This is a genomic window from Nocardiopsis alborubida (genome assembly GCF_012396365.1).
Lineage (GTDB): Bacteria > Actinomycetota > Actinomycetes > Streptosporangiales > Streptosporangiaceae > Nocardiopsis > Nocardiopsis alborubida.
In genome coordinates this window covers 83,911-103,012 of the sequence record NZ_JAAXPG010000011.1, presented here as the reverse complement: position 1 = coordinate 103,012, position 19,102 = coordinate 83,911, and the positions used below count along the sequence as shown (strand labels likewise).

At 71.6% G+C, this 19,102-nt stretch carries 18 protein-coding genes; 9 read left to right on the top strand and 9 right to left on the bottom strand.

Annotation, left to right across the window (positions count from 1 at the left end):
* Positions 1–128: 128 nt before the first annotated feature.
* On the bottom strand, positions 129–563 hold the full coding sequence (locus HGB44_RS13495) for a hypothetical protein (protein ID WP_061080940.1): 435 nt from the start codon (positions 561–563) through the stop codon (positions 129–131).
* A 362-nt stretch (positions 564–925) separates the two neighbouring features.
* Between HGB44_RS13495 and HGB44_RS13490 the strand changes: the two genes are divergently transcribed.
* Positions 926–2,725: an AMP-dependent synthetase/ligase gene (locus HGB44_RS13490; protein ID WP_061080941.1), complete on the top strand. Its 1,800-nt coding sequence runs from the start codon at positions 926–928 to the stop codon at positions 2,723–2,725.
* A 494-nt stretch (positions 2,726–3,219) separates the two neighbouring features.
* Here HGB44_RS13490 and qcrB read toward each other — a convergent pair whose 3' ends face one another.
* The 4 genes from qcrB to ctaE are packed head-to-tail and all read right to left on the bottom strand — an operon-like array spanning position 3,220 to position 7,572.
* Positions 3,220–4,875, bottom strand: coding sequence for a cytochrome bc1 complex cytochrome b subunit (qcrB, locus tag HGB44_RS13485; RefSeq protein WP_061080942.1), 1,656 nt, complete (start codon positions 4,873–4,875; stop codon positions 3,220–3,222).
* A 3-nt stretch (positions 4,876–4,878) separates the two neighbouring features.
* Positions 4,879–6,000 (bottom strand): cytochrome bc1 complex Rieske iron-sulfur subunit, encoded by a 1,122-nt coding sequence (gene qcrA / locus HGB44_RS13480; protein WP_061080943.1) that lies wholly within the window; start codon positions 5,998–6,000, stop codon positions 4,879–4,881.
* Entirely contained in the window at positions 5,993–6,928 is a 936-nt protein-coding gene (gene qcrC / locus HGB44_RS13475) for a cytochrome bc1 complex diheme cytochrome c subunit (RefSeq protein WP_082768391.1), read from the bottom strand. Before qcrC ends, qcrA begins: the two co-directional genes overlap by 8 nt.
* A 17-nt stretch (positions 6,929–6,945) precedes the next feature.
* The gene (gene ctaE, locus HGB44_RS13470) at positions 6,946–7,572 is read right to left on the bottom strand and encodes an aa3-type cytochrome oxidase subunit III (protein ID WP_013154151.1); all 627 of its coding nucleotides are present in this window, start codon (positions 7,570–7,572) and stop codon (positions 6,946–6,948) included.
* A 482-nt stretch (positions 7,573–8,054) separates the two neighbouring features.
* Between ctaE and HGB44_RS13465 the strand changes: the two genes are divergently transcribed.
* From HGB44_RS13465 to trpD, 3 genes are all read left to right on the top strand, one after another.
* Entirely contained in the window at positions 8,055–8,492 is a 438-nt protein-coding gene (locus HGB44_RS13465) for a hypothetical protein (RefSeq protein WP_061080944.1), read from the top strand.
* Positions 8,493–8,497: 5 nt separating this feature from the next.
* Positions 8,498–8,635 carry a hypothetical protein gene (locus HGB44_RS13460; protein ID WP_168444014.1) on the top strand — a complete coding sequence of 46 codons (138 nt, stop codon included), beginning with the start codon at positions 8,498–8,500 and terminating at the stop codon, positions 8,633–8,635.
* A gap of 67 nt (positions 8,636–8,702) precedes the next feature.
* A complete protein-coding gene (gene trpD, locus HGB44_RS13455) occupies positions 8,703–9,815 on the top strand; it encodes an anthranilate phosphoribosyltransferase (protein ID WP_061080945.1) in 1,113 nt (370 codons plus the stop codon).
* A gap of 94 nt (positions 9,816–9,909) precedes the next feature.
* On the opposite strand, the gene HGB44_RS13450 is transcribed toward trpD, so the two are convergent.
* The 4 genes from HGB44_RS13450 to HGB44_RS13435 all read right to left on the bottom strand — a co-directional run bounded on the left by HGB44_RS13450 (position 9,910) and on the right by HGB44_RS13435 (position 13,230).
* A complete protein-coding gene (locus HGB44_RS13450; RefSeq protein WP_061080946.1) occupies positions 9,910–10,299 on the bottom strand; it encodes a protein-tyrosine phosphatase family protein in 390 nt (129 codons plus the stop codon).
* Between the two features lie 48 nt (positions 10,300–10,347).
* On the bottom strand, positions 10,348–10,623 hold the full coding sequence (locus tag HGB44_RS13445; RefSeq protein ID WP_013154155.1) for an Lrp/AsnC family transcriptional regulator: 276 nt from the start codon (positions 10,621–10,623) through the stop codon (positions 10,348–10,350).
* A gap of 77 nt (positions 10,624–10,700) precedes the next feature.
* Complete coding sequence (locus HGB44_RS13440) at positions 10,701–11,465, bottom strand: rhomboid family intramembrane serine protease (RefSeq protein ID WP_061080947.1); 765 nt, start codon at positions 11,463–11,465, stop codon at positions 10,701–10,703.
* Complete coding sequence (locus tag HGB44_RS13435; protein ID WP_231972453.1) at positions 11,443–13,230, bottom strand: DEDD exonuclease domain-containing protein; 1,788 nt, start codon at positions 13,228–13,230, stop codon at positions 11,443–11,445. The genes HGB44_RS13440 and HGB44_RS13435 overlap by 23 nt, the downstream gene beginning before the upstream one ends.
* 131 nt (positions 13,231–13,361) lie before the next feature.
* Between HGB44_RS13435 and HGB44_RS13430 the strand changes: the two genes are divergently transcribed.
* From HGB44_RS13430 to HGB44_RS13410, 5 genes are all read left to right on the top strand, one after another.
* A complete protein-coding gene (locus HGB44_RS13430; protein WP_013154158.1) occupies positions 13,362–13,643 on the top strand; it encodes a hypothetical protein in 282 nt (93 codons plus the stop codon).
* Complete coding sequence (locus HGB44_RS13425; protein WP_061080948.1) at positions 13,640–15,049, top strand: NYN domain-containing protein; 1,410 nt, start codon at positions 13,640–13,642, stop codon at positions 15,047–15,049. Before HGB44_RS13430 ends, HGB44_RS13425 begins: the two co-directional genes overlap by 4 nt.
* Positions 15,050–15,418: 369 nt before the next feature.
* Positions 15,419–16,423: a C40 family peptidase gene (locus HGB44_RS13420; RefSeq protein ID WP_231972454.1), complete on the top strand. Its 1,005-nt coding sequence runs from the start codon at positions 15,419–15,421 to the stop codon at positions 16,421–16,423.
* Positions 16,424–16,761: 338 nt separating this feature from the next.
* Positions 16,762–17,808, top strand: a complete 1,047-nt coding sequence (locus tag HGB44_RS13415) for a C40 family peptidase (protein WP_061080949.1) — start codon at positions 16,762–16,764, stop codon at positions 17,806–17,808.
* A 130-nt stretch (positions 17,809–17,938) separates the two neighbouring features.
* Complete coding sequence (locus HGB44_RS13410; RefSeq protein WP_061080950.1) at positions 17,939–19,093, top strand: glycosyltransferase family 4 protein; 1,155 nt, start codon at positions 17,939–17,941, stop codon at positions 19,091–19,093.
* Positions 19,094–19,102 lie beyond the last annotated feature (9 nt).

Sequence of the window (19,102 nt, the reverse complement as noted above, 5' to 3'; positions counted from 1 at the left end):
ACGCCCGAACTCTGACATAAGTCTCAAGGTTCATGGCAAAGTGTTTTCAGATGATGTGTGCCATCTGATTAAACCAGGCATGAGGCGACCCCCGACACCCCCGGAGTCGAACCGTGATCTCCTCCCGTTCACCCTGCGGTGACCTGGCGTTCGTCACCTTCCGTATTGCCTTCGCCACCCCGCGGGCGGCGCCCGTCGGCGTCGTCGGCACGGGTCTGCTCCAGGGAGCGCTCGACCACGTCCCAGGTGCGGCCCAGGGCGCCGACCGCGGCCAGTCCGGCGCGGCCGAGGTGTCCGACGACCTCGGGGCCGGACGTGCGCACGATGTCGAGGAGCTCCTCCAGCGGGGGGCGCCGGTCACCCGTCTCCAGGCGGATGGCCTCCTCCCACACGTCGCCCTTGCTCGGGGGCGGCGAGGTCACCGCGCTCACGCCGCGCTTGACCCCGGCCGTCAGCAGCCTGCGCTGAAGCGTGGTCACCAGCTTCAGCGCGTCGTCGATGAGGTCGGGGTCCTCACCCCTGCCCGCACCCGGACCGCCGTTGCGACCGGTGTTCTCCGTCATGTCACTTCCTCCTTCGCGCCGCGTTCTGCTTCACGGTAACCGGCCGCCCAGGCGCCGGGGAGGTTTCTCAGGGCAGGTTCAGGGGCGAACCAGGGACGCGGGCCGTGCGGCCGAGAGAAACCCCAACAATCCTTAAGTCTCACAAAGCACACATAAGCCACATAGCACTCACTACGTGCGTAAACGCTACGTCGGGCGTATAGTCTCGCGTGCGTACGGGGAGTGACCCGGATTCCCGCCTCCACGACCCAGGGTCACCGTTGGGTACCGAACGACAACGTGTTCTACTCATGAGTAGGGTGGTGTTGTTACGGTCATCACGTCCCGTACTACCCGAACCCGTACACGTCCAGGAGCACCACGTGCGCGAATACAGCTCTCCCGCGAAGGCTGAGATCTCCGACGACGCGCGACTGACCGACACGCTCTACGCGCGTGCGGCCAGCGAGCCCAACGTCGTCACCGCCCGTCGCCAGGAGTCCGGCCAGTGGCACGACGTCACCGTGGCGGAGCTGCACGCCGACATCGCCGCGTACGCCAAGGCCCTGATCGACGCGGGCATCGAGCACGGCGACCGCGTCGCCCTGATGTCGCGCACCCGTTACGAGTGGACGGTCGTCGACTACGCCATCTGGTCCGTCGGCGGCGTGACCGTCCCGATCTACGAGACCTCCTCCGCCGAGCAGATCGAGTGGATCCTCTCCGACTCCGGCGCCAGGGCCGCTTTCGTGGAGAACGACGCCCACGCCGAGCGCGTCGAGTCGGTCCGCGCCCGGACCCCCGAGCTCGGCCCCGTCTGGCGGTTCGACGACCCCGGATACGCCGAGCTGCGCTCCGCGGGCTCCGAGGTGGGCGACGAGACACTGGAGAAGCGCCGCACCGCGGTCAAGGCCGACGACATCGCCACCCTCATCTACACCTCGGGCACCACCGGCCGCCCCAAGGGCTGCGAGCTCACCCACCGCAACTTCCTGTTCATCTCCCGCAACGCGCTGGAGGGCCCGGCCCGCCAGGTCCTGCGCAGCAAGGAGAACCCCTCCACGCTGCTGTTCCTGCCGCTGGCCCACGTCTTCGCCCGCTTCGTCCAGGTCATGGTCATCGAGGCCAAGGCCACCCTCGGCCACTTCCCCTCCACCGGCCCCGAGCTGATCGAGCAGTTCTCGGCGTTCCGGCCCACCTTCCTGCTCGCGGTCCCCCGCGTGTTCGAGAAGGTCTACACCAAGGCCGAGCAGAAGGCCACGGCCGAGGGCAAGGGCAAGATCTTCAACGCCGCCGCCGAGACCGCCATCGCCTACAGCAAGGCCCTGGCCACCGGCCGGATCCCCCTGGGCCTCAAACTCAGGCACGCGCTGTTCAGCAAGCTGGTCTACGGCAAGCTCCTGGCCGCCCTGGGCGGCAACGCCGAGTACGCCGTCTCCGGCGGCTCCGCCCTGGGTGCGCGCCTGGGCCACTTCTTCCGCGGCATCGGCTTCACCATCATCGAGGGCTACGGCCTCACCGAGACCACCGCCCCCACGTCGGTGAACAGCCCCGAGTTCAACAAGATCGGCACCGTGGGCCAGCCCCTGCCCGGCACCACCATCAGGATCGCCGAGGACGGCGAGATCCTGCTCAAGGGCGACCACATCATGGTCGGCTACTGGAAGAACGAGAAGGCCACCAAGGAGGCCTTCACCGAGGACGGCTTCTACCGCACCGGCGACCTCGGCGCGCTGGACGACGACGGCTTCCTGAGCGTCACCGGCCGCAAGAAGGAGATCATCGTGACCGCGGGCGGCAAGAACGTCGCCCCGGCCGTCCTGGAGGACCGCATCCGCGCCCACGCCCTGGTCAGCCAGTGCATGGTGGTCGGCGACAACCGCAAGTTCATCGCCGCGCTGATCACGATCGACCCCGAGTCGTTCGTCCAGTGGCGCGAGGCCAACGGCAAGAGCGGCGAGATCGCCGACCTGACCGGGGACGCCGACCTGAACGCCGCCATCCAGGAGGCCGTTGACAACGCCAACAACGCGGTGTCCAAGGCCGAGGGGATCAAGAAGTTCAAGATCCTGCCCAGCGACTTCACCGAGGAGAGCGGTCAGATGACCGCCTCCCTGAAGGTCAAGCGCCACGTGGTCAGCAAGCAGTGGAGCAGGGAGATCGACGACATCTACGCCGGCTGACCCACCCGAACCCACAGGAGCCGGTCCCCTCGGGGTGACCGGCTCCCGTCGTTCGCGCAACCCGCACGCCCGTGGGGTCGAGGAAGCCGCTCCGGTGACGGCCGGGCCGCCCCGGAAATCGGCGTGGAGCGCTCAGCGGCGCTCCACCGCGGGGGTTGGGCCCTGCATCGAGCACAGCCATCCGCCCGTGGAGCGCGCAGCGGCGGCCCGCCCCGGCGGGCGCCCCTTGTCAGGTGTGCTCGGCCGGGCACCCGTGGAGCGCGGGCCGATGCTGGGGACAGCGGGGCCGGCGCGGAACCTCCGGCAGACCCCGGCCACACACCCGTGGAGCCCCGCCTGACGCTGACCCAACGGGGCCGGCGTGGAACGTCGCCGGGTCGGCGGCCACCCACCCCTCTCCCCGCAGTCCGCGCCCTTCCTCCCGCGGGCCCCGGCCACAACACGACGGACCCGGCCGCGCCGCGACCGGGTCCGTCGACAAGAGGGAGGAAGCCCTAGTGGGCCGCCTCCTTCTCAACCTCCGAAGAGGAGGAGTGGTGCAGGTGGTGGCCGTTGTGCGCCTCCACCCCCTCCAGGGACACGTCGTCCTTGGTGTACCAACGCGCCAGGGCCTTGCGGAGCCTGCCGCTGCCCTTGCGGGCCTCGGGGTTCTCCACACCCTTGTCGTCGACGTCGGCGTCATCGGCCAGCGCCGTCGAGGTGATGACCGGCTTGCTCTCCAGGACGTGGACCGTCTCCGGGGAGCTGCGCTTGTGCACCTCCACGAACTCACCGCTGGGCAGCTGCTGGATCGTGCCGCTCTCGTAACCGTGCTCCAGGGTCTCCCTGTCACGGCGCTGGAGCCCCAGGCAGATCCGCTTGGTGATGAAGAAGGCCGCGATCGGACCGACGATGACCAGCACACGGAAGATGTACGTGGTCAGGTACAGGTTGATCGAGAAGGTCTCCGACAGGATGTCGTTGGACCCGGCCAGCCAGAGCAGACCGTAGAAGGTGATGCCCATGGCGCCCACGCCGGTGCGCACCGGCGCGTTGCGCGGACGGTCGGCGACGTTGCGCGCGCGCTTGTCACCGGTGATCCACTGCTCGATGAACGGCCAGGCGGCCAGGCCGCCGAAGACCAGACCCGGGATGATCAGACCCGGCACCAGCACGGCCGTCGGGATCGCGTAACCGAAGGGCGCGATGTCGAACCAGTTCGGGAAGATGCGCAGCGACCCCTCCATGAAGCCCATGTACCAGTCGGGCTGGAGCCCGGAGGTGATGGACGTCGGGGTGAAGGGCCCGAACAGGTGGATCGGGTTGATCTGGACGAACGCGCTCAGCAGGGCGATCACGGCGAACGTGAAGAAGAAGAACCCGCCGGCCTTGACCGCGAAGGCCGGGAACATGGGCGTTCCGACCACGGTCTTGTCCGTGCGCCCGGTACCGGGGTACTGGGTGTGCTTCTGGTGCCACAGGATCATGAAGTGCGCCACGATCAGGCCCAGCAGCAGGGCCGGGATCGCCAGCACGTGCAGCATGTACAGCCGCGTGATGATGTCCTCGCCGGGGAACTCCCCGCCGAAGAGGAACATCGACACGTACGGGCCGACGAGCGGCAGCGCCATCATCACACCCTGGAGGATGCGCACGCCCATGCCCGAGGGCAGGTCGTCGGGCAGCGAGTAGCCGAAGAGGCCCTCGAGCATCGCCAGGGTGAAGATCGCGACGCCGATCAGCCAGTTGATCTCGCGCGGCTTGCGGAACGCGCCGGTGAAGAACACCCGGAGCATGTGCACGACGAGCGAGGCCACGAAGATCAGCGCGGCCCAGTGGTGGATCTGGCGGACCAGGAGCCCGCCGCGCACCTCGAAGGTGATGTGGAGCGTGGAGGCGTAGGCCTCCGACATGGGAACGCCCTGGAGGCGCTCGTAGGAGCCGTCGTAGATGACCTCCACCATGCTCGGCTTGAACCAGAGCGTGAGGAAGACACCCGTGAGCAGCAGGATGATGAACGAGTACAGCGCGATCTCGCCCAGCATGAACGACCAGTGGTTCGGGAAGACCTTGCGCAGGTTCTTCTCGCCGGTCTTGGCCAGGTGGAAGCGGTCGTCGATGAAGTTGCCGACGCCGCGAAGCGCCTTGGGTGCTTGCGTGGTCTTACTCATCGACTAGTCCTTCGCGTAGTCCCAGAACGTCGGACCGGGCGGCGCGGTGAAGTCGCCGGTCGCGATGAGGTAACCCTCGTCATCCACACCGATCGGCAGCTGCGGGAGCGGCCGGTGCGCCGGACCGAACACGACCTCGGCCGCGTTGGCCGCGTCGAACGTCGACTGGTGGCACGGGCACAGGATGCGGTGCGTCGTGCGCTCGTACAGGGCCGCGGGGCAGCCCACGTGGGTGCAGATCTTGGAGTAGGCGACGACGCCGTTGTGCGTCCAGTTCAGACGCGTCTGGCCGTCGGTGCCCTCGATCTCCTCCGTCATCCGCTCCTGCCAGTCCTCCTCCGGGATCTTGATCAGGAGGATGACGGACTTGGCCTGGTCGTCGAGGCTGATCCCGTGCGGGTAGTGGTCGTCGTCGATGGCGGGCAGCGCCGAGACCATACCGTTGGGGTCGTTGTCGAAGTCCTCCGCGCGGATGGCGCGGTGGGTGCCCTCGACGTACATCCGACGGCCGTTCTGCCACGGCGTGGTCTTGAGCTTGTCGCCGGGCAGCGGGCCGGTGTCGCGCAGCAGCACGATCGGGGCCAGGCCCAGCGGCAGCATCGCCAGGATGAGCGTGCGGCGCATCAGCGGACGCTTGGTGAAGCCGCTCTCGTCGGCGCCCTGCATGAAGAAGGCGCTGAAGGAGCCCTTCTCCTTCTCGTCCGAGGGCAGCTCGTCGTAGGGCGAGGCCACCTCGTAGTGCGGCATCACCTGACGGGCCCAGACCGTCATGCCCGCGCCGATGCCGAACATCGCCAGCGTCAGCGTGCCGCCCAGCAGCATGTTCGAGTACTGGGCGATCTGCGGGTCGGCGATCTGGCTCGGGCCGAACAGGAAGTAGGCGACCAGGAAGCCGATCCCGGCCAGGAAGGCGATCACGAACCACACCGAGGCGACCTTCTCACCCCGGCGCTGCGTCTCCTCCGGCCGCGTGTGCGTCTCGGAGGCCTTGTACGGGCCCTCGTGCCCCCCCTCCGAAGTCGTGGAGGTGCCGGAGACCACGGGGTCCCCGGCCTTGGGGGTGCCGACCACGCGCTCGGGCGTGGGGTCCCCCCCGTTGTTGTCGTTGGTGTTGTTCTCAGTCATGGGCTCGCTGCTTCGCGGTGATCCAGATCGCGCAGGCAATGATCAGGGCAAGGCCGACGACCCAGCCGATGAAGCCCTCAGCGACCTGGCCGACACGGTCGAGGTCGAAGATGCCTCCGGCGTTGGGTTCCGCCTGGAGGGTCTTGATGTAGGAGATGAGCTCCTGCTTCTCCTCCGGCTCGACGACGGTGTCGCTGAACATCGGCATGGCGCCGGGACCGCTGACCATGGCCTCGTAGATCTGACGCGGGGACGCGTCGTGGATCTCCGGGGCCCAGCGGCCGTCGGTGAGCGCGCCGCCGCCGCCGGACCAACCGTGGCAGTGCGCACAGTTGGTCAGGTAGAGGCGCATGCCCATGTCGGTGTTGTCGGCGCCCTCGACGTAGGCGTCGTACTCGGCCTCGTACTCCTCGAGCGCGGCCTCGTAGGCGGCCTCGTCCTCGAACTGGTCGCGCTCGGGCGCCTCGTCGGGGACGTCGTAGGGAACGTCGGGCCCGCCGGTCCTGATCTGCGCGTTGTAGTACGCGATCAGGTCCTGGAGGTCCTCCTCCGACATCGCCATCGGCTTGCGCGGCATCTGCGCGTCGGGGTTCATGGACGGCATGCGCCCGGTGCTGACCTGGAAGTCGATGGCCGCGGCGCCGGAGTCACGGAGGTCCGGACCCCGGGTGTACTCCCCGTCCTCGCCGTACGTGCCGCTGCCGTCGTAGTTGTGGCAGGTCGCACACGTCTGGTTGAAGATGTCCTCGCCGTTGGCCACGTCGACGTCGTCCGGCGACGGAGGAGTGTCAGCGGCGAGGGTCTGCGCCTGGGCCTGGTCGGCGGTGGGCGCCAGGGCGGCGTACCCCACCCCGAACAGGGCTAGCGCGAGGATGACGACGACATACCCCGCAAGGGGATGCCGCCGCCGCGCGGTAATCCATTTCACGGTTTCCCCGTTTCGGGTTACTGGATGAAGTAGATGGTGAAGAACAAAGCGATCCAGACCACGTCGACGAAGTGCCAGTAGTAGGACACGACGATCGCGCTGGTCGCCTGCTGGTGGGTGAAGCGCTTCGCGGCGTACGTGCGTCCCAGCATGATGAGGAACGCGATCAGCCCACCGATGACGTGGAGTCCGTGGAAGCCCGTGGTCAGGTAGAACATCGACCCGTAGGCGCTCGACTGGAGAGTCAGGCCCCCGTGGAAGATGAGCTCGTAGTACTCGTAGGCCTGTCCAAGGACGAAGAACAGGCCCATGAAGAACGTGATGAAGAACCACATGCGCAGCTTCTTGACGTCGCCGCGCTCGGCGGCCCAGACGCCTGCCTGCGCGGTGAAGCTGGAAGCCACCAGGACCACGGTGATGGCCGACGCCCACGGCACGTTCAGGTGGGTGTCGGGCCACTGCCCCAGATCGGGGTTTCCGTTGGTCACCGATCGGATGGTGAAGTACATCGCGAACAGCGCAGCGAAGAACATGAGCTCGTTGGCCAACCAAACGATGGTGCCAACGCTCACCAGGTCAGGACGCTTTGCCGCACCATGTGCTGGTGTCGGTGCTGATTTTGGGTTCGCGGTTGCTGTCGCCACGGGAGCATTATTACGGCATCTCGCGGAGGGCCGTACCCGACCCCCCGTAACGGGGCGGATCAGCGCCGACTCGAAGTGCTCCCGGCGCCGCTGACGTCCTGTTCGCCGTGACTGGGACGTTACTGTAGCGGCCCGGCGGCCCCGCCGGGTCCCGTGGCGCACCGGGGAGGACCGAAAATCGCGATCCGGGGCGGCTGAGGCCTTCCGTACCCCTGCCAATGACGCCTCAACCTCCGCCGGTCAACGCCCAGGCATCGAAAGCATCACCGTTGCATAACGCCGAACCGGGGGCGGGTGAACGGGCGGCCCCGGGGTGCTGGCATCCTTGGTGTCGAAGGTCTCAGTGCCGGGTACGGCCTCCGTGCCGCTTCTGTGCAGCGGGGCCGCAAGGCAATACAGTCAGAGGGCATACAGCCAACGAACGCCTCGGCCGCACCCCCCACGGCGGCGGCCGCGGACAGACGCGATGGGACGGTTGCGCGATGGTGGTCAGCGGTACGGACACGGGTGCCAGGATGCGCGTGCTGGTCTACAGCGACAACGCCGACACCCGCGAGCAGGTGCGGCTGGCGGTCGGCCGCCGCCCCGCCCTCGACGTCCCCCGTGTGGAGTTCGTCGAGTGCGCGACCGCGCCCATGGTCCTGCGCAGGCTGGAGGACACCGATCCCGCCGCGCGCGTGGACGTGGCCGTCTTCGACGGCGAGGCCTCCCCCGTCGGCGGGATGGGCCTGTGCCGCCAGGTCAAGGACGAGATCTACCGCTGCCCGCCGGTCCTGCTGCTGGTGGGAAGGCGCGACGACGGCTGGCTGGCCACCTGGTCCCAGGCCGAGCAGGTCGTCAGCCACCCGATCGACCCCGTCGCGCTCGCCGAGGCCCTGGCCGAGCTCATGCGCCAGCGGGTCGCGGCCCTGAGCGGGTGACACGGGTGCGACACGGTCTCGGAACGGGTCACCACGGCGACGCGGAGCCGCGCCGCCGCCGCGCGGTGGGCGCGGCCCTGCACCACGGCGCCGACATCGGGCGATGGCGCACGCACGCCGTGCCCCTCCTTCCCAACGTCTGAGGGCGGTCCGCCCACGCGCCGCGCCCAGGCCCCTCCGTGCCCGTTCCTTCACCGTGGAGCAACCGAGATGAACGTCCCCGCCGCGAACTCCCCCGCCGACTCCGGAGCCGCGGGCTCCGACGAGCGGTCCGCCGTCACCGAGCGGACCTGGTCCAGCCTCATCACCGCCCTGCTGGGCGGACGGTCCCTGAGCGCCGACGACACCGCGTGGGCGATGAACGAGATCATGTCCGAGGCCGCGACCGACGCCCAGATCGCCGGGTTCGCCATCGCGCTGCGCGCCAAGGGCGAGAGCGTGTCGGAGGTGACCGGGCTGGCCCGGGGCATGCTCGACAACGCCGTGCGCATCCACGTCCCCGGCCCGACCCTGGACATCGTCGGCACCGGCGGCGACCGCGCGCACACCGTGAACGTGTCGACGATGGCGGCGATCGTGGCCTCGGCCGCGGGCGCCCGCGTGGTCAAGCACGGCAACCGGGCGGCGTCCTCCTCCTGCGGCACCGCCGACGTGCTGGAGTGCCTGGGCGTGGTCCTGGACCTGCCGCCGGAGCTGACCGTGCGGGTGGCCGAGGAGGCGGGCATCGCCTTCTGCTTCGCCCCGGTCTTCCACCCCTCGTTCCGCTTCACCGCCAAGCCCCGCCGCGAGCTGGCGGTGCCCACGGTGTTCAACTTCCTGGGCCCGCTGACCAACCCGGCCCAGCCCACCACCTCGGCCATCGGGGTGTTCGACGAGCGCATGTGCGAGGTGATCGCCGGTGTGTTCGCCCGCCGCGGCTCCTCGGCGCTGGTGTTCCGGGGCGACGACGGACTGGACGAGCTGACCACCACGACCACCTCCACGGTGTGGGTGGTGCGCGACGGCGGGGCCCGGCGCGAGACGCTCGACCCGGCCGACCTGGGCATCGCCCGCTCCCGACCCGAGGACCTGCGCGGCGGCGACGTCGGGTTCAACGCCCAGGCCGTGCGCGACCTGCTGGCGGGCCGCACCGGCCCGGTGCGCGACGCCGTGCTGCTCAACGCGGGCGCCGCCCTGGCCGCCGTGGACGGCGTGCGGGGCTCCCTGCTGGAGGCGGTGCGCACCGGCTACGAGCGGGCCGCGGCGGCGGTGGACAGCGGCGCGGCCGAACGCGCGCTGGAGCGCTGGGTGGAGACCAGCCAGCAGTACGCCAAGGCGCTGTAGGCGCGAAGCGGGGGCGCGGCGCCGGGGAGGACCCGGCACCGCGCCCCGGTGTTCGGCCCGCCCGCCGGGACCGGTGGTCCGCCCACGGCGGGGCTCAGGCCTCGAAGCGGGCCACGAAACGGCGCTGCCAGGGGGTCTCCACCGCACGCGGCAGGTAGTGCGCGCGGACGTAGGCGACCGCCTCGCGCGCGGGGACGCCGTCCAGCACCGCCAGGCACGCCAGCGCCGTGCCGGTGCGCCCCCGACCGCCGCCGCAGGCGACCTCGACGCGTTCGGCCCCGGCGCGCTCCCACGCCTCGCGCAGCGCCGCGCCCACGGCCGCGGGATCGGAGGGCAGCCCGAAGTCCCGCCACCGCAGCCAGCGCCCCTCCCAGGGCACGGGCGCCGGTTCGCGGCCCAGCAAGTACAGCCCGAGGTCGGGCGGGGGTCCGGGCGGCAGCGGGCGCCTCAGGCCCCGGCCGCGCACCAGCCTGCCCGAGGGCAGGGCGAGAACCCCCGCCTCCTGCGCGCTCCAGGTACCGGCTACGACCGGCTACCAGCCCAGAGCGAAGGCCGACTCCAGGTCGTGCCTGGAGTAGGCCTGGAAGGAGATGTGGGTGTCGGAGGAGAGCACGCCGGGCACCTTGTTCACCCGACCGGGGATCACCTCGGCCAGGTCCTCGTGCTTGCGGACCCGCACCATGGCGATGAGGTCGACGCCGCCGGTGACCGAGTAGACCTCGCTCACCCCGTCGATCTCCGCGATCGCCCCGGCGACCTCGGGGATGCGGTGGACGTCGGCCTTGATCATGACGATCGCGGTGATCACTGTGCCTCCAGGACGGTTCCTCGGAAAAATATCGGGACGGGCGCGACGACCCCGCCGGGGCGCACCAGGGCGTGTGCCTAGTAGACGTCGGAGAGCCGCGTCCCGGAGCGCCATCGCAGCCGGTAGACCACCAGTCCCACGACCACCCCCGCGACGAACCCGTACACGTGCGCCGCGTAGGCGACGCCGCCTCCGGCGCCGGGGGCGCCCGATGTGGTGACGTAGAGAAGATACTGAAGAGCGAAGTAGCTGCCCACCACGGCCCACCCGGGCAGGCGCATCGGGATCACCCCGAACACCAGCGTGGTCACCCGGCTGCGGAACTGCACGACCAGGTAGGCGCCCAGCACCCCCGAGATGGCCCCGGACGCGCCGACCATGGGCATGGTGGCGTCGACGTCGGTCAGCGCGAAGCCGTAGGCGGCGGCGACCCCCGTGGCCAGGTACAGCCCCGTGAAGCGCAGCTTGCCGATCCGGTCCTCCACCACGGGCCCGAACACGAACAGGTACACCAGGTTGCCGATCAGGTGCCCCGGCCCGCTGTGCAGGAACATCGAACTGAACACCGAGAACCACACCGGCTTGCCGTCGAGCCGCCCGCACTCGGGGACCGCGTGCGGGACCAGGTCGGTCCGGCCCGTGATCTCGGCGGGCACCGCCCCCCAGTACATGAAGTAGTCCTGGATCGCGCAGAAGCGCTCGAACATGTCCGCCGGGTACCACACCGCGGTCAGCGCCTGCGGCGACACCAGGTAGACGAGGACGTTGACCGCGACCAGCGTGTACGAGACGACGGGGACGCGGCGGACGGGGTAGTCGTCATTGAGCGGAAGCGCGGCCATGCGCCCAGTGTGTCATCCCGGTGTGCGCCTCGGCGCTGCGCAACGGGCATGTCCACTCCCCGTCGATCTCGACCAGCCGCGTGGCGGGGTCGGCGAGCCAGTCCAGGACCAGCTCGGTCTCCCCCGGCAGGGCGCCGGGGCCGGTCCCGGGCCCGGCGGGCACGTACTCGGCGGTGGCCACGAGGGAGGCCAGGAACGCGGCGGGGTCGGTGCCCGGGCGCAGCACGGCGCTGGCCGCAAGGCGTCCGTGGCGGACCACGCAGGTCTCCCAGCCCGCGGCGGTGCGGCGGGAGGCCACCAGGTGCGCGACCGAGGCGATGGCCGACAGGCGCTGGGCACGCCGGGCACCGCGCAGGAACGCGGTGAGGCGGTCGCGCAGGTGCGCGGCCTCCTCGTAGCGCAGGTCGGCGGCGAGCTCGCCGATGCACGCGGTGTGCGCGTCCACCACGGCGGCGGGGTCCCCGGTCATCGCCGCGCGGGCGGCCTCGGCGTGCACCGCGTACTCGGCCTCGCTCTCGCTGCCGTCGCAGGGAGCGCCGCAGCGGCCCAGCTGGGCCACCACGCACGGGCCCGTCCACCGCGCACCCGAGGTGACCACCTCCGGGGCGACGCGGGCCCCGCCGCTTCCCCCTGCGGTCGCCTTCGGCGGCCGGAAGGTGTGCGCGCACTGGCGCAGCGGGAAGACGTGGAGCAGCGCCTCCCGGGCCTGCTCGGCCTCGCGGGGCGAGGCGTAGGGCCCGATGTGGGCCGCGCCGTCGCCGCTGACCGCGCGCACCACGGACAGGCGGGGGAAGGCGTCGTCGGTGAGCCGGACCCAGGAGGCGCGCTCGGGGTTGCGCGAACGCCGGTTGTAGGGCGGTTTGCGTTCGGCGATGATGCGCAGCTCGCGGACGGAGGCCTCCAGCTCGCTGGAGCACACGATCGGGGTCACGCCCGCCACCAGGCCCGCCATCTCCCGGATGCGCTGGCGGCTCTCGGCCGCGGTGAAGTAGGTGCGCACCCGGCGGCGCAGGTTCTTGCTCTTGCCGACGTAGAGACTGGCGCCGCGGGCGTCGGTGAACACGTACACGCCCGGCTCCTCGGGCAGGTCCTCGGCCAGGTGGCGCCTGCTGCGCTGGGCCTTGGTGGGCGGTTTGGTGACCGCCCGCAGCTCCTCCACGCTGGACACGCCCATGGGGCGCAGGCGCTCCACCAGACCGTGCAGGACGCCGACGGTGGCGCGGGCGTCCTCCAGGGCGCGGTGGTTGGGCGCGACCGGGACCCCGAAGTAGGCGGCCAGCGTGGCCAGCCGGTGGTTGCGCGTCTCGCCGCGCGCGAGCACGGCGCGGGCCAGACGCAGTGTGTCCACGACCGGGTAGCCGGGCCAGTCCGTCCCGTGGCGCTCGCACGCGGCCTTGAGGAAGCCGGTGTCGAAGGGCGCGTTGTGGGCCACCAGCACGGTGTCCGGTTCGGCGTCGAGGAAGGCCAGCAGCCGGGGCAGGACCTCCTCCATCGGCGGGGCCGAGGCCACCATCGACTGGGTGATCCCCGTCAGGAGGGTGATGTTGGCCGGTATGGGGGTACCGGGATCCACCAGGGTGGTGAACTCGCCGACGACCTCGCCGCCGCGCACCCTGACCGCGCCGACCTCCGTGATCCGGGAGCCGCTCGCGCTGGTGCCGGTGGTCTCCAGGTCCAGCACCACGAAGGTCGCCGCGGCCAACGGCGTACCGAGGTCGCTGATGCTGGTTTGGACGCCGGCGGGCGCCGCGGACTGTCGAATCACCCGGTCAGGGTAGTCGGCGGCGGGGACAACCCGTCGGAATACGGTCTGACCTGCCCGACATGCAAAGATGTGGGTCATCGGGGCGGCGGCCGGACCGCCGACCCGCCAGAGCACGACACGAGGGAGGAACCGTGGGGATCGCGATGCCGGGTGACAGTGAGCGGTGGCGGTGCACCGGATGCGGCAATCTCACGCGGTTCGACGTGACCCGGACCGTACGCTCCCAGGACTACGTCCACCTGGACCTGGCCGGTGAGGGCGGCGTCGAGGAGCGCACCGTGCTCTCCGAGACCATCGAGCGGGTGCGGTGCCGCTGGTGCGGCGCCACCGACAGCGTCGAGATCATCGCCCGCCCCGACGCCGACCGGTCGGTTCCCGGTTCCTCGGCGGAGAGCCCGACGGGTCGGGCATGAGCGCCCGCCCCGGCGCGGGCGGCGACTCCGACAGCGGCGACCCGCTCGACGGGGACGCCCACCCGGCGAACGACGGCGGCCACGGCGGCGACGGCGCTGACGGCGGCGAGCGGCTGGCCCGACCGCTGCCCGAGCCGGTGCGCGCCCGGGTCGTCGAGTACGGCTCGGACGTGCTCGGCGGCATGCGCGCGAGCGACCTGCCGCCGCTGCTGCGCAGGGTCGCCAGGTTCGAGCCGCGCCGCAGGGCCCGGCTCGCCGGACCGCAGATCGCCGCCCAGCTGGAGAGCGACGAGGCCTTCCGCGGCATGGTCGCGGCCCGCGTCGACCAGGTGTGGCCCGAGCTGGCCGAGGGCCTGCGCTCGGGCCTGGTGCCCCCCGCGGCCGACCCCGTGGCCGTGGCGGCCTGCGCCTACCTGCTGCGGCCCCCGGGGTGGCCCGGCATCGTCGAGGACGTCCACCGGGAGCTGGAGCGCCAGACCAGTGCCAAGGAGGCGGACCTGGCCGCGGAGGCGCTGGACAGCGCCCGCCGCCAGCTGGACGAGACCCGGCACGGCCACCAGGAGGAACTGGAGCGCCTGCGGAGCCAGATCAAGGCCCAGCGCACCGAGATCGCCGAGCTGCGCCGCAAGGTGCACACCGAGCGGCAGCGGGCCAAGGAGGCCACCGAACAGGCCTCGCGGGCGCTGACCGAGACGGCCGGACGCGAGTCGGAGACGGCCGCGCGGGTCGGCGCCCTGGAGTCGCAGAACCGGCGGCTGAGGTCGCGGCTGGCCGCCGCCGAGGCCCAGTTGGACAACGCCAGGCGGGCGGTGCGCGCCGGACGCAACGCCGACGAGGCCCGGCTGCGCGTGCTCCTGGACGTGCTGGTGGAGGCCTCCCACGGCCTGCGCCGCGAACTGGCGCTGCCCACCGCCCTGGACAGCCCCGCCGACCTGGTGGCCGAGACCGAACAGCAGCGGCGGGTGTCGCTGGGCGGTCTGCCCGACGACGATCCCGGTCTGCTGGAGCACCTGCTCACCGCGCCCCGGGTGCACCTGCTGGTGGACGGCTACAACGTCACCAAGACCGGCTACGGGACCCTCCCCCTGGCCGACCAGCGCACCCGGCTGATGAACTCCCTGGAGGGGCTGGCCAGCCGGACCAAGGCCGAGATCACGTGCGTGTTCGACGGCGCGGACGTGGACACCCCGCCGGTGATGGCGGCGCCGCGCCGGGTGCGGCTGCTGTTCAGCGCGCCCGGGGAGACCGCGGACGAGCTGATCGTGCGGCTGGTGCGCGCCGAACCCCCCGGGCGGCCGATCGCGGTGGTCACCTCCGACCGCGAGATCGTGACGGCGGTGCGCCGCGCGGGGGCGCGCGCGGTGCCCTCGACGATCTTCCTGCGCCGCCTGGAGTCGCACGGCTGACGGGGCCGGGCGCCCGCCGCACGGGCGGGCGCGGCCCCGCCCCGGCGCCGTGGGGACACACCGACCCCAGACGTTACCTCTTCGTTACCCCGCTCGGCCCGCGGCTCCCTCCCAGGAACGACGCGCGTGCCGCGGACCGCGGCACGCGCTGTGAACACCGGCACGTACGGGGTCCCGTGGTTGAGCTGTGCAGAACGGTCCGCTAGGTTCTTCCCGGAACGTGAGTGCTCCACCGGACAGCAAGGCCGCGACTGAGCCCGCCGGTCGGGACCCGCACACTCACCCGCGCCCGCGCCCCGCGCGGGCCCCGTCACTGTTCTCCCCGCACCCCTATGCGGACTTGCCCGACCCCAAGGAGCGTGGACCGCCATGAAGAACCCCGGTGGACGACGTACGGCTCGCCGATTCGCCGCCACGACCGGAATCAGCGCGGTCGTCGCGGGCACCATGCTCGTCCCGGGCACCGCCTACGCGGAGCCGACCCAGGACGAGGTCGAAGACAAGATCGAGGAGCTGCGCGAGGAGGTCTCCACCGCGGTCGAGGAGTACAACCAGGCCAAGGAGGACCACGACGTCGCCGAGACCCTCTACGAGGACCTCGACGAGCAGGTCGGCGACGAGGAGGAGCGCTACGAGGAGCTGCGCACCAAGGTGCAGGAGCTCGCCAGCGCCACCTACCAGTCCGGCGACCTGGACTCCATGACCAACATCCTCTCCTCCGACGGCCCCGAGAGCCTGCTGGAGCAGAACGCCGACCTGAACTACCTGTCGGAGGCCCAGAAGGCCCAGCTCGACGAGTTCGGCGCCTCCCACGAGCGGCTGTTCGCCCTCAAGGACGAGGCAGAGGAGGCCCTGGAGGAGGCCGAGACCGCCCTGGAGGAGGCCGAGGAGGCCAAGACCAGCGTCGAGGAGAAGCTGGAGGAGCAGGAGACGCTCCTGGCGCAGTTCCCCGACTCCGACCCGGCCGCCGAGGGCGCCGACAGCAGCGGCGGCCAGTCCTACACCGGCTCCGCCTCGGGCAGCGCGGGCGCGGCCCTGGACTTCGCCTACTCCAAGGTCGGCCTGCCCTACGTCTGGGGCGGCACCGGCCCCAACGGCTACGACTGCTCCGGCCTGGTCCAGGCGTCCTGGCGCGCGGGCGGCGTCGACCTGCCCCGCACCACCTACGCCCAGGCCGAGGTGGGCAACCGCATCTACGACATGAGCGCCCTCCAGCCCGGCGACATCATGTTCTTCTTCGGCGGCCTGAGCCACAACGGGCTCTACGCCGGCAACGGCCAGATGGTGCACGCGCCCAGCAGCGGCCGCAACCTGGAGGTCGTCGGCCTGGCCGCCTACTGGGGGAGCGAGTTCCAGTTCGCCGTCCGCCCGTAGAGGGGACCGAAGCACGCAGGGCCGTCACCCTCCGGGTGGCGGCCCGCCGCTATTTAACGGACAGCAACCCGGTTTTCGGACACGTAGCACCAACCGGTGGAACATCACGAAAAGGTTGAGAGCGACCCGGCGGATGCACTAGTGTTCATCGCCGAGCGCGGTTGCCACCTCATTCACCGCCCCCTGGCGGTGACGGCCGCGCCCCGGTCGGGCCGACCCCACCCCGCGGGTCACGGCCCCGCACCCTCCCGGCCCCGCCCGGAAGGCCCCCAGCCCCCGCCCGGCGCATCCCTCGACCCTTCCCCACGGCATGGGACAAGGGGAGAAAGGTCTACCACGTGTTGGCATCCCGTCACGTCCGCAGGCGCCGCACCGCGGCCCTGTCCTCCCTGACCGCCGCCGCCCTTCTGCTACCCGCCGCGGTGGCCCACGCCGATCCGACCGCCGAGGAGGTACGCGAGGAGATCGAGACCCTCGAAGAGGAGTACATCGAGCTCAACGCGGCCTACAACGAGGCCAAGGAGACGCACGAGGCCGCCCAGGAGGAGCTGGAGGGCATCCTGGAGGAGATCGAGGCAGCCGAGGAGAAGACGGCCGAACTCGGTCTGGGCGCCCGACAGCTCGCCAGCTCCACCTACACCGGCGTCGACTTCACCTCCTTCCACCGCCTGCTCAGCTCCACCGGCCCCGAGGACGCCCTGACCCACCAGGCCGACCTGGACTACCTGTCGGCCCAGCACAACGGCAACCTGGAGCAGTACGTCACCGAGCTGGAGAACCTGGAGGTCCTGGAGGCCGAGGCCAGCGCGACCGAGGAGGAGGCCGCCGAAGCCCTCAAGGAGGCCGAGGAGGCCACTGAGGCTGCCGAGGAGGCCATCGAGGAGCAGGAGGGGCTCCTCTCGGAGCTGACCGCGGAGGAGCAGGCGGCCGCCACCCAGAACGTCGGCCAGACCGGCGGCGGGGGCAGCGGCGGAAGCGGCGGCGGAGGAGGAGGCGGCGGCAGCTACACCGGCCCCGCCTCGGGCAACGCCAGGACCGCCCTGGACTTCGCCTACGCCCAGATCGGCAAGCCCTACGGCTGGGGCGCCACCGGCCCCGGCTCCTACGACTGCTCCGGCCTGACCCAGGCCGCCTGGGCCTCCGCCGGAGTCAGCCTGCCCCGCACCACCTACCAGCAGGTGAACGCGGGCCAGCGCGTCTCCTGGGAGAACAAGCAGCCCGGCGACCTGCTGTTCTTCTACCCCGGCGGCAGCGGCCCCGAGCACGTGGGCCTGTACGCGGGCGACAACGTCATGGTGCACGCCTCCACCTCGGCCCGCCCCATCGGCACGGTCACCCTGAACGACTACTACCGCGCCAACTTCGTCACCGCCGTCCGCCCCTGACCGGCGCCCGGCCCCGGTGCCCCGCGACGCACACCGTCGCGGGGCACCGCCGTCTCCGGGGCCGCCACGCACCGCGGCCCGACACGCGCGCAGCACCCCCGGCGGCCCCGCCGCGCCTAGACTCGCCCCTGTGTCGCGAACTCTGATCATCACCAACGACTTCCCGCCCAAGGCCGGGGGCATCGAGGCCTTCGTCCACGAGATGGCCCTGCGCCGCCCCCGCGGATCGGTCGTGGTCTACTGCTCCTCCCCCGCCCGGGCCGACGCCGCCGCCGACCCGCACTTCGACCTGCGCCAGCCCTTCCCCGTCGTGCGCGACGCCGCCCGCGTCCTGCTGCCCACACCCCGGGTGGCGCGGCGGGCACGCGCCATCGCCGACCTGGAGGGCTGCGACACGGTGCTCTACGGCGCCGCGGCCCCGCTGGGGCTGCTCGCCGCCGGACTGGGCGAGCGCACCCCCGTCAAGCGCCAGGTGGCCATCAGCCACGGCCACGAGACCTGGTGGGCCGCGATGCCCGGGTCCCGCGAGGCGCTGCGCCGTATCGGCGACACCACCGACACCGTCACCTACCTGGGCGAGTACACCCGGCGCCACCTCGCCCGGGCCCTGTCCCCCGACGCGGCCGCCCGCATGCGCCAGCTCACGCCCGGCGTGGACACCGAGGCCTTCCGGCCCGGCGCCGGCGGCGAGGAGGTCCGCGCGCGCCTGGGCCTGGGCGACCGCCCCGTGGTGGTGTGCGTGTCCCGGCTCGTACCGCGCAAGGGCCAGGACACCCTGATCCGCGCCTGGCCCCGCGTCCTGGCCGACGTGCCCGACGCGGTCCTGCTCGTCGTCGGCGACGGCCCCCACCGCCGGAGCCTGCTCTCGGCCGCGCGCGGGACCGACTCGGTGGTCTTCACCGGCTCGGTCCCCCACCGTGACCTGCCGCCCTACTACGACGCCGCCGACGTGTTCGCCATGCCCTGCCGCACCCGCAAGGGCGGCCTGGAGGCCGAGGGGCTGGGCATCGTCTACCTGGAGGCCTCGGCCTGCGGCCTGCCGGTGGTCGCGGGCGACTCCGGAGGCGCCCCCGCCACGGTCCGGGACGGCGAGACCGGCCTGGTCGTGGACGGTTCCCTGCCCGGCCCCTCCGCCCGCGCCCTCATCGCGCTGCTGAAGGACCCCGAGCGCGCCGCCCAGATGGGCGCACGCGGCCGCGCGTGGGTGAGCCGTGCGTGGACCTGGGAGCACACCGCCAAACGCCTGGACGCCCTCCTGGAGGGCTCCCCGGACCTGCCCGCCTAGCCGCACTGA

Bases quoted from the DNA above. Each gene is read 5' to 3' on its own strand.
- HGB44_RS13440 (WP_061080947.1), bottom strand. From the start codon at position 11,465: ATGGCCGCGCTTCCGCTCAATGACGACTACCCCGTCCGCCGCGTCCCC.
- qcrB (WP_061080942.1), bottom strand. From the start codon at position 4,875: ATGAGTAAGACCACGCAAGCACCCAAGGCGCTTCGCGGCGTCGGCAAC.
- trpD (WP_061080945.1), top strand. From the start codon at position 8,703: ATGAACGTCCCCGCCGCGAACTCCCCCGCCGACTCCGGAGCCGCGGGC.
- qcrA (WP_061080943.1), bottom strand. From the start codon at position 6,000: ATGACTGAGAACAACACCAACGACAACAACGGGGGGGACCCCACGCCC.
- HGB44_RS13495 (WP_061080940.1), bottom strand. From the start codon at position 563: ATGACGGAGAACACCGGTCGCAACGGCGGTCCGGGTGCGGGCAGGGGT.
- HGB44_RS13465 (WP_061080944.1), top strand. From the start codon at position 8,055: ATGGTGGTCAGCGGTACGGACACGGGTGCCAGGATGCGCGTGCTGGTC.
- HGB44_RS13420 (WP_231972454.1), top strand. From the start codon at position 15,419: ATGAAGAACCCCGGTGGACGACGTACGGCTCGCCGATTCGCCGCCACG.
- HGB44_RS13425 (WP_061080948.1), top strand. From the start codon at position 13,640: ATGAGCGCCCGCCCCGGCGCGGGCGGCGACTCCGACAGCGGCGACCCG.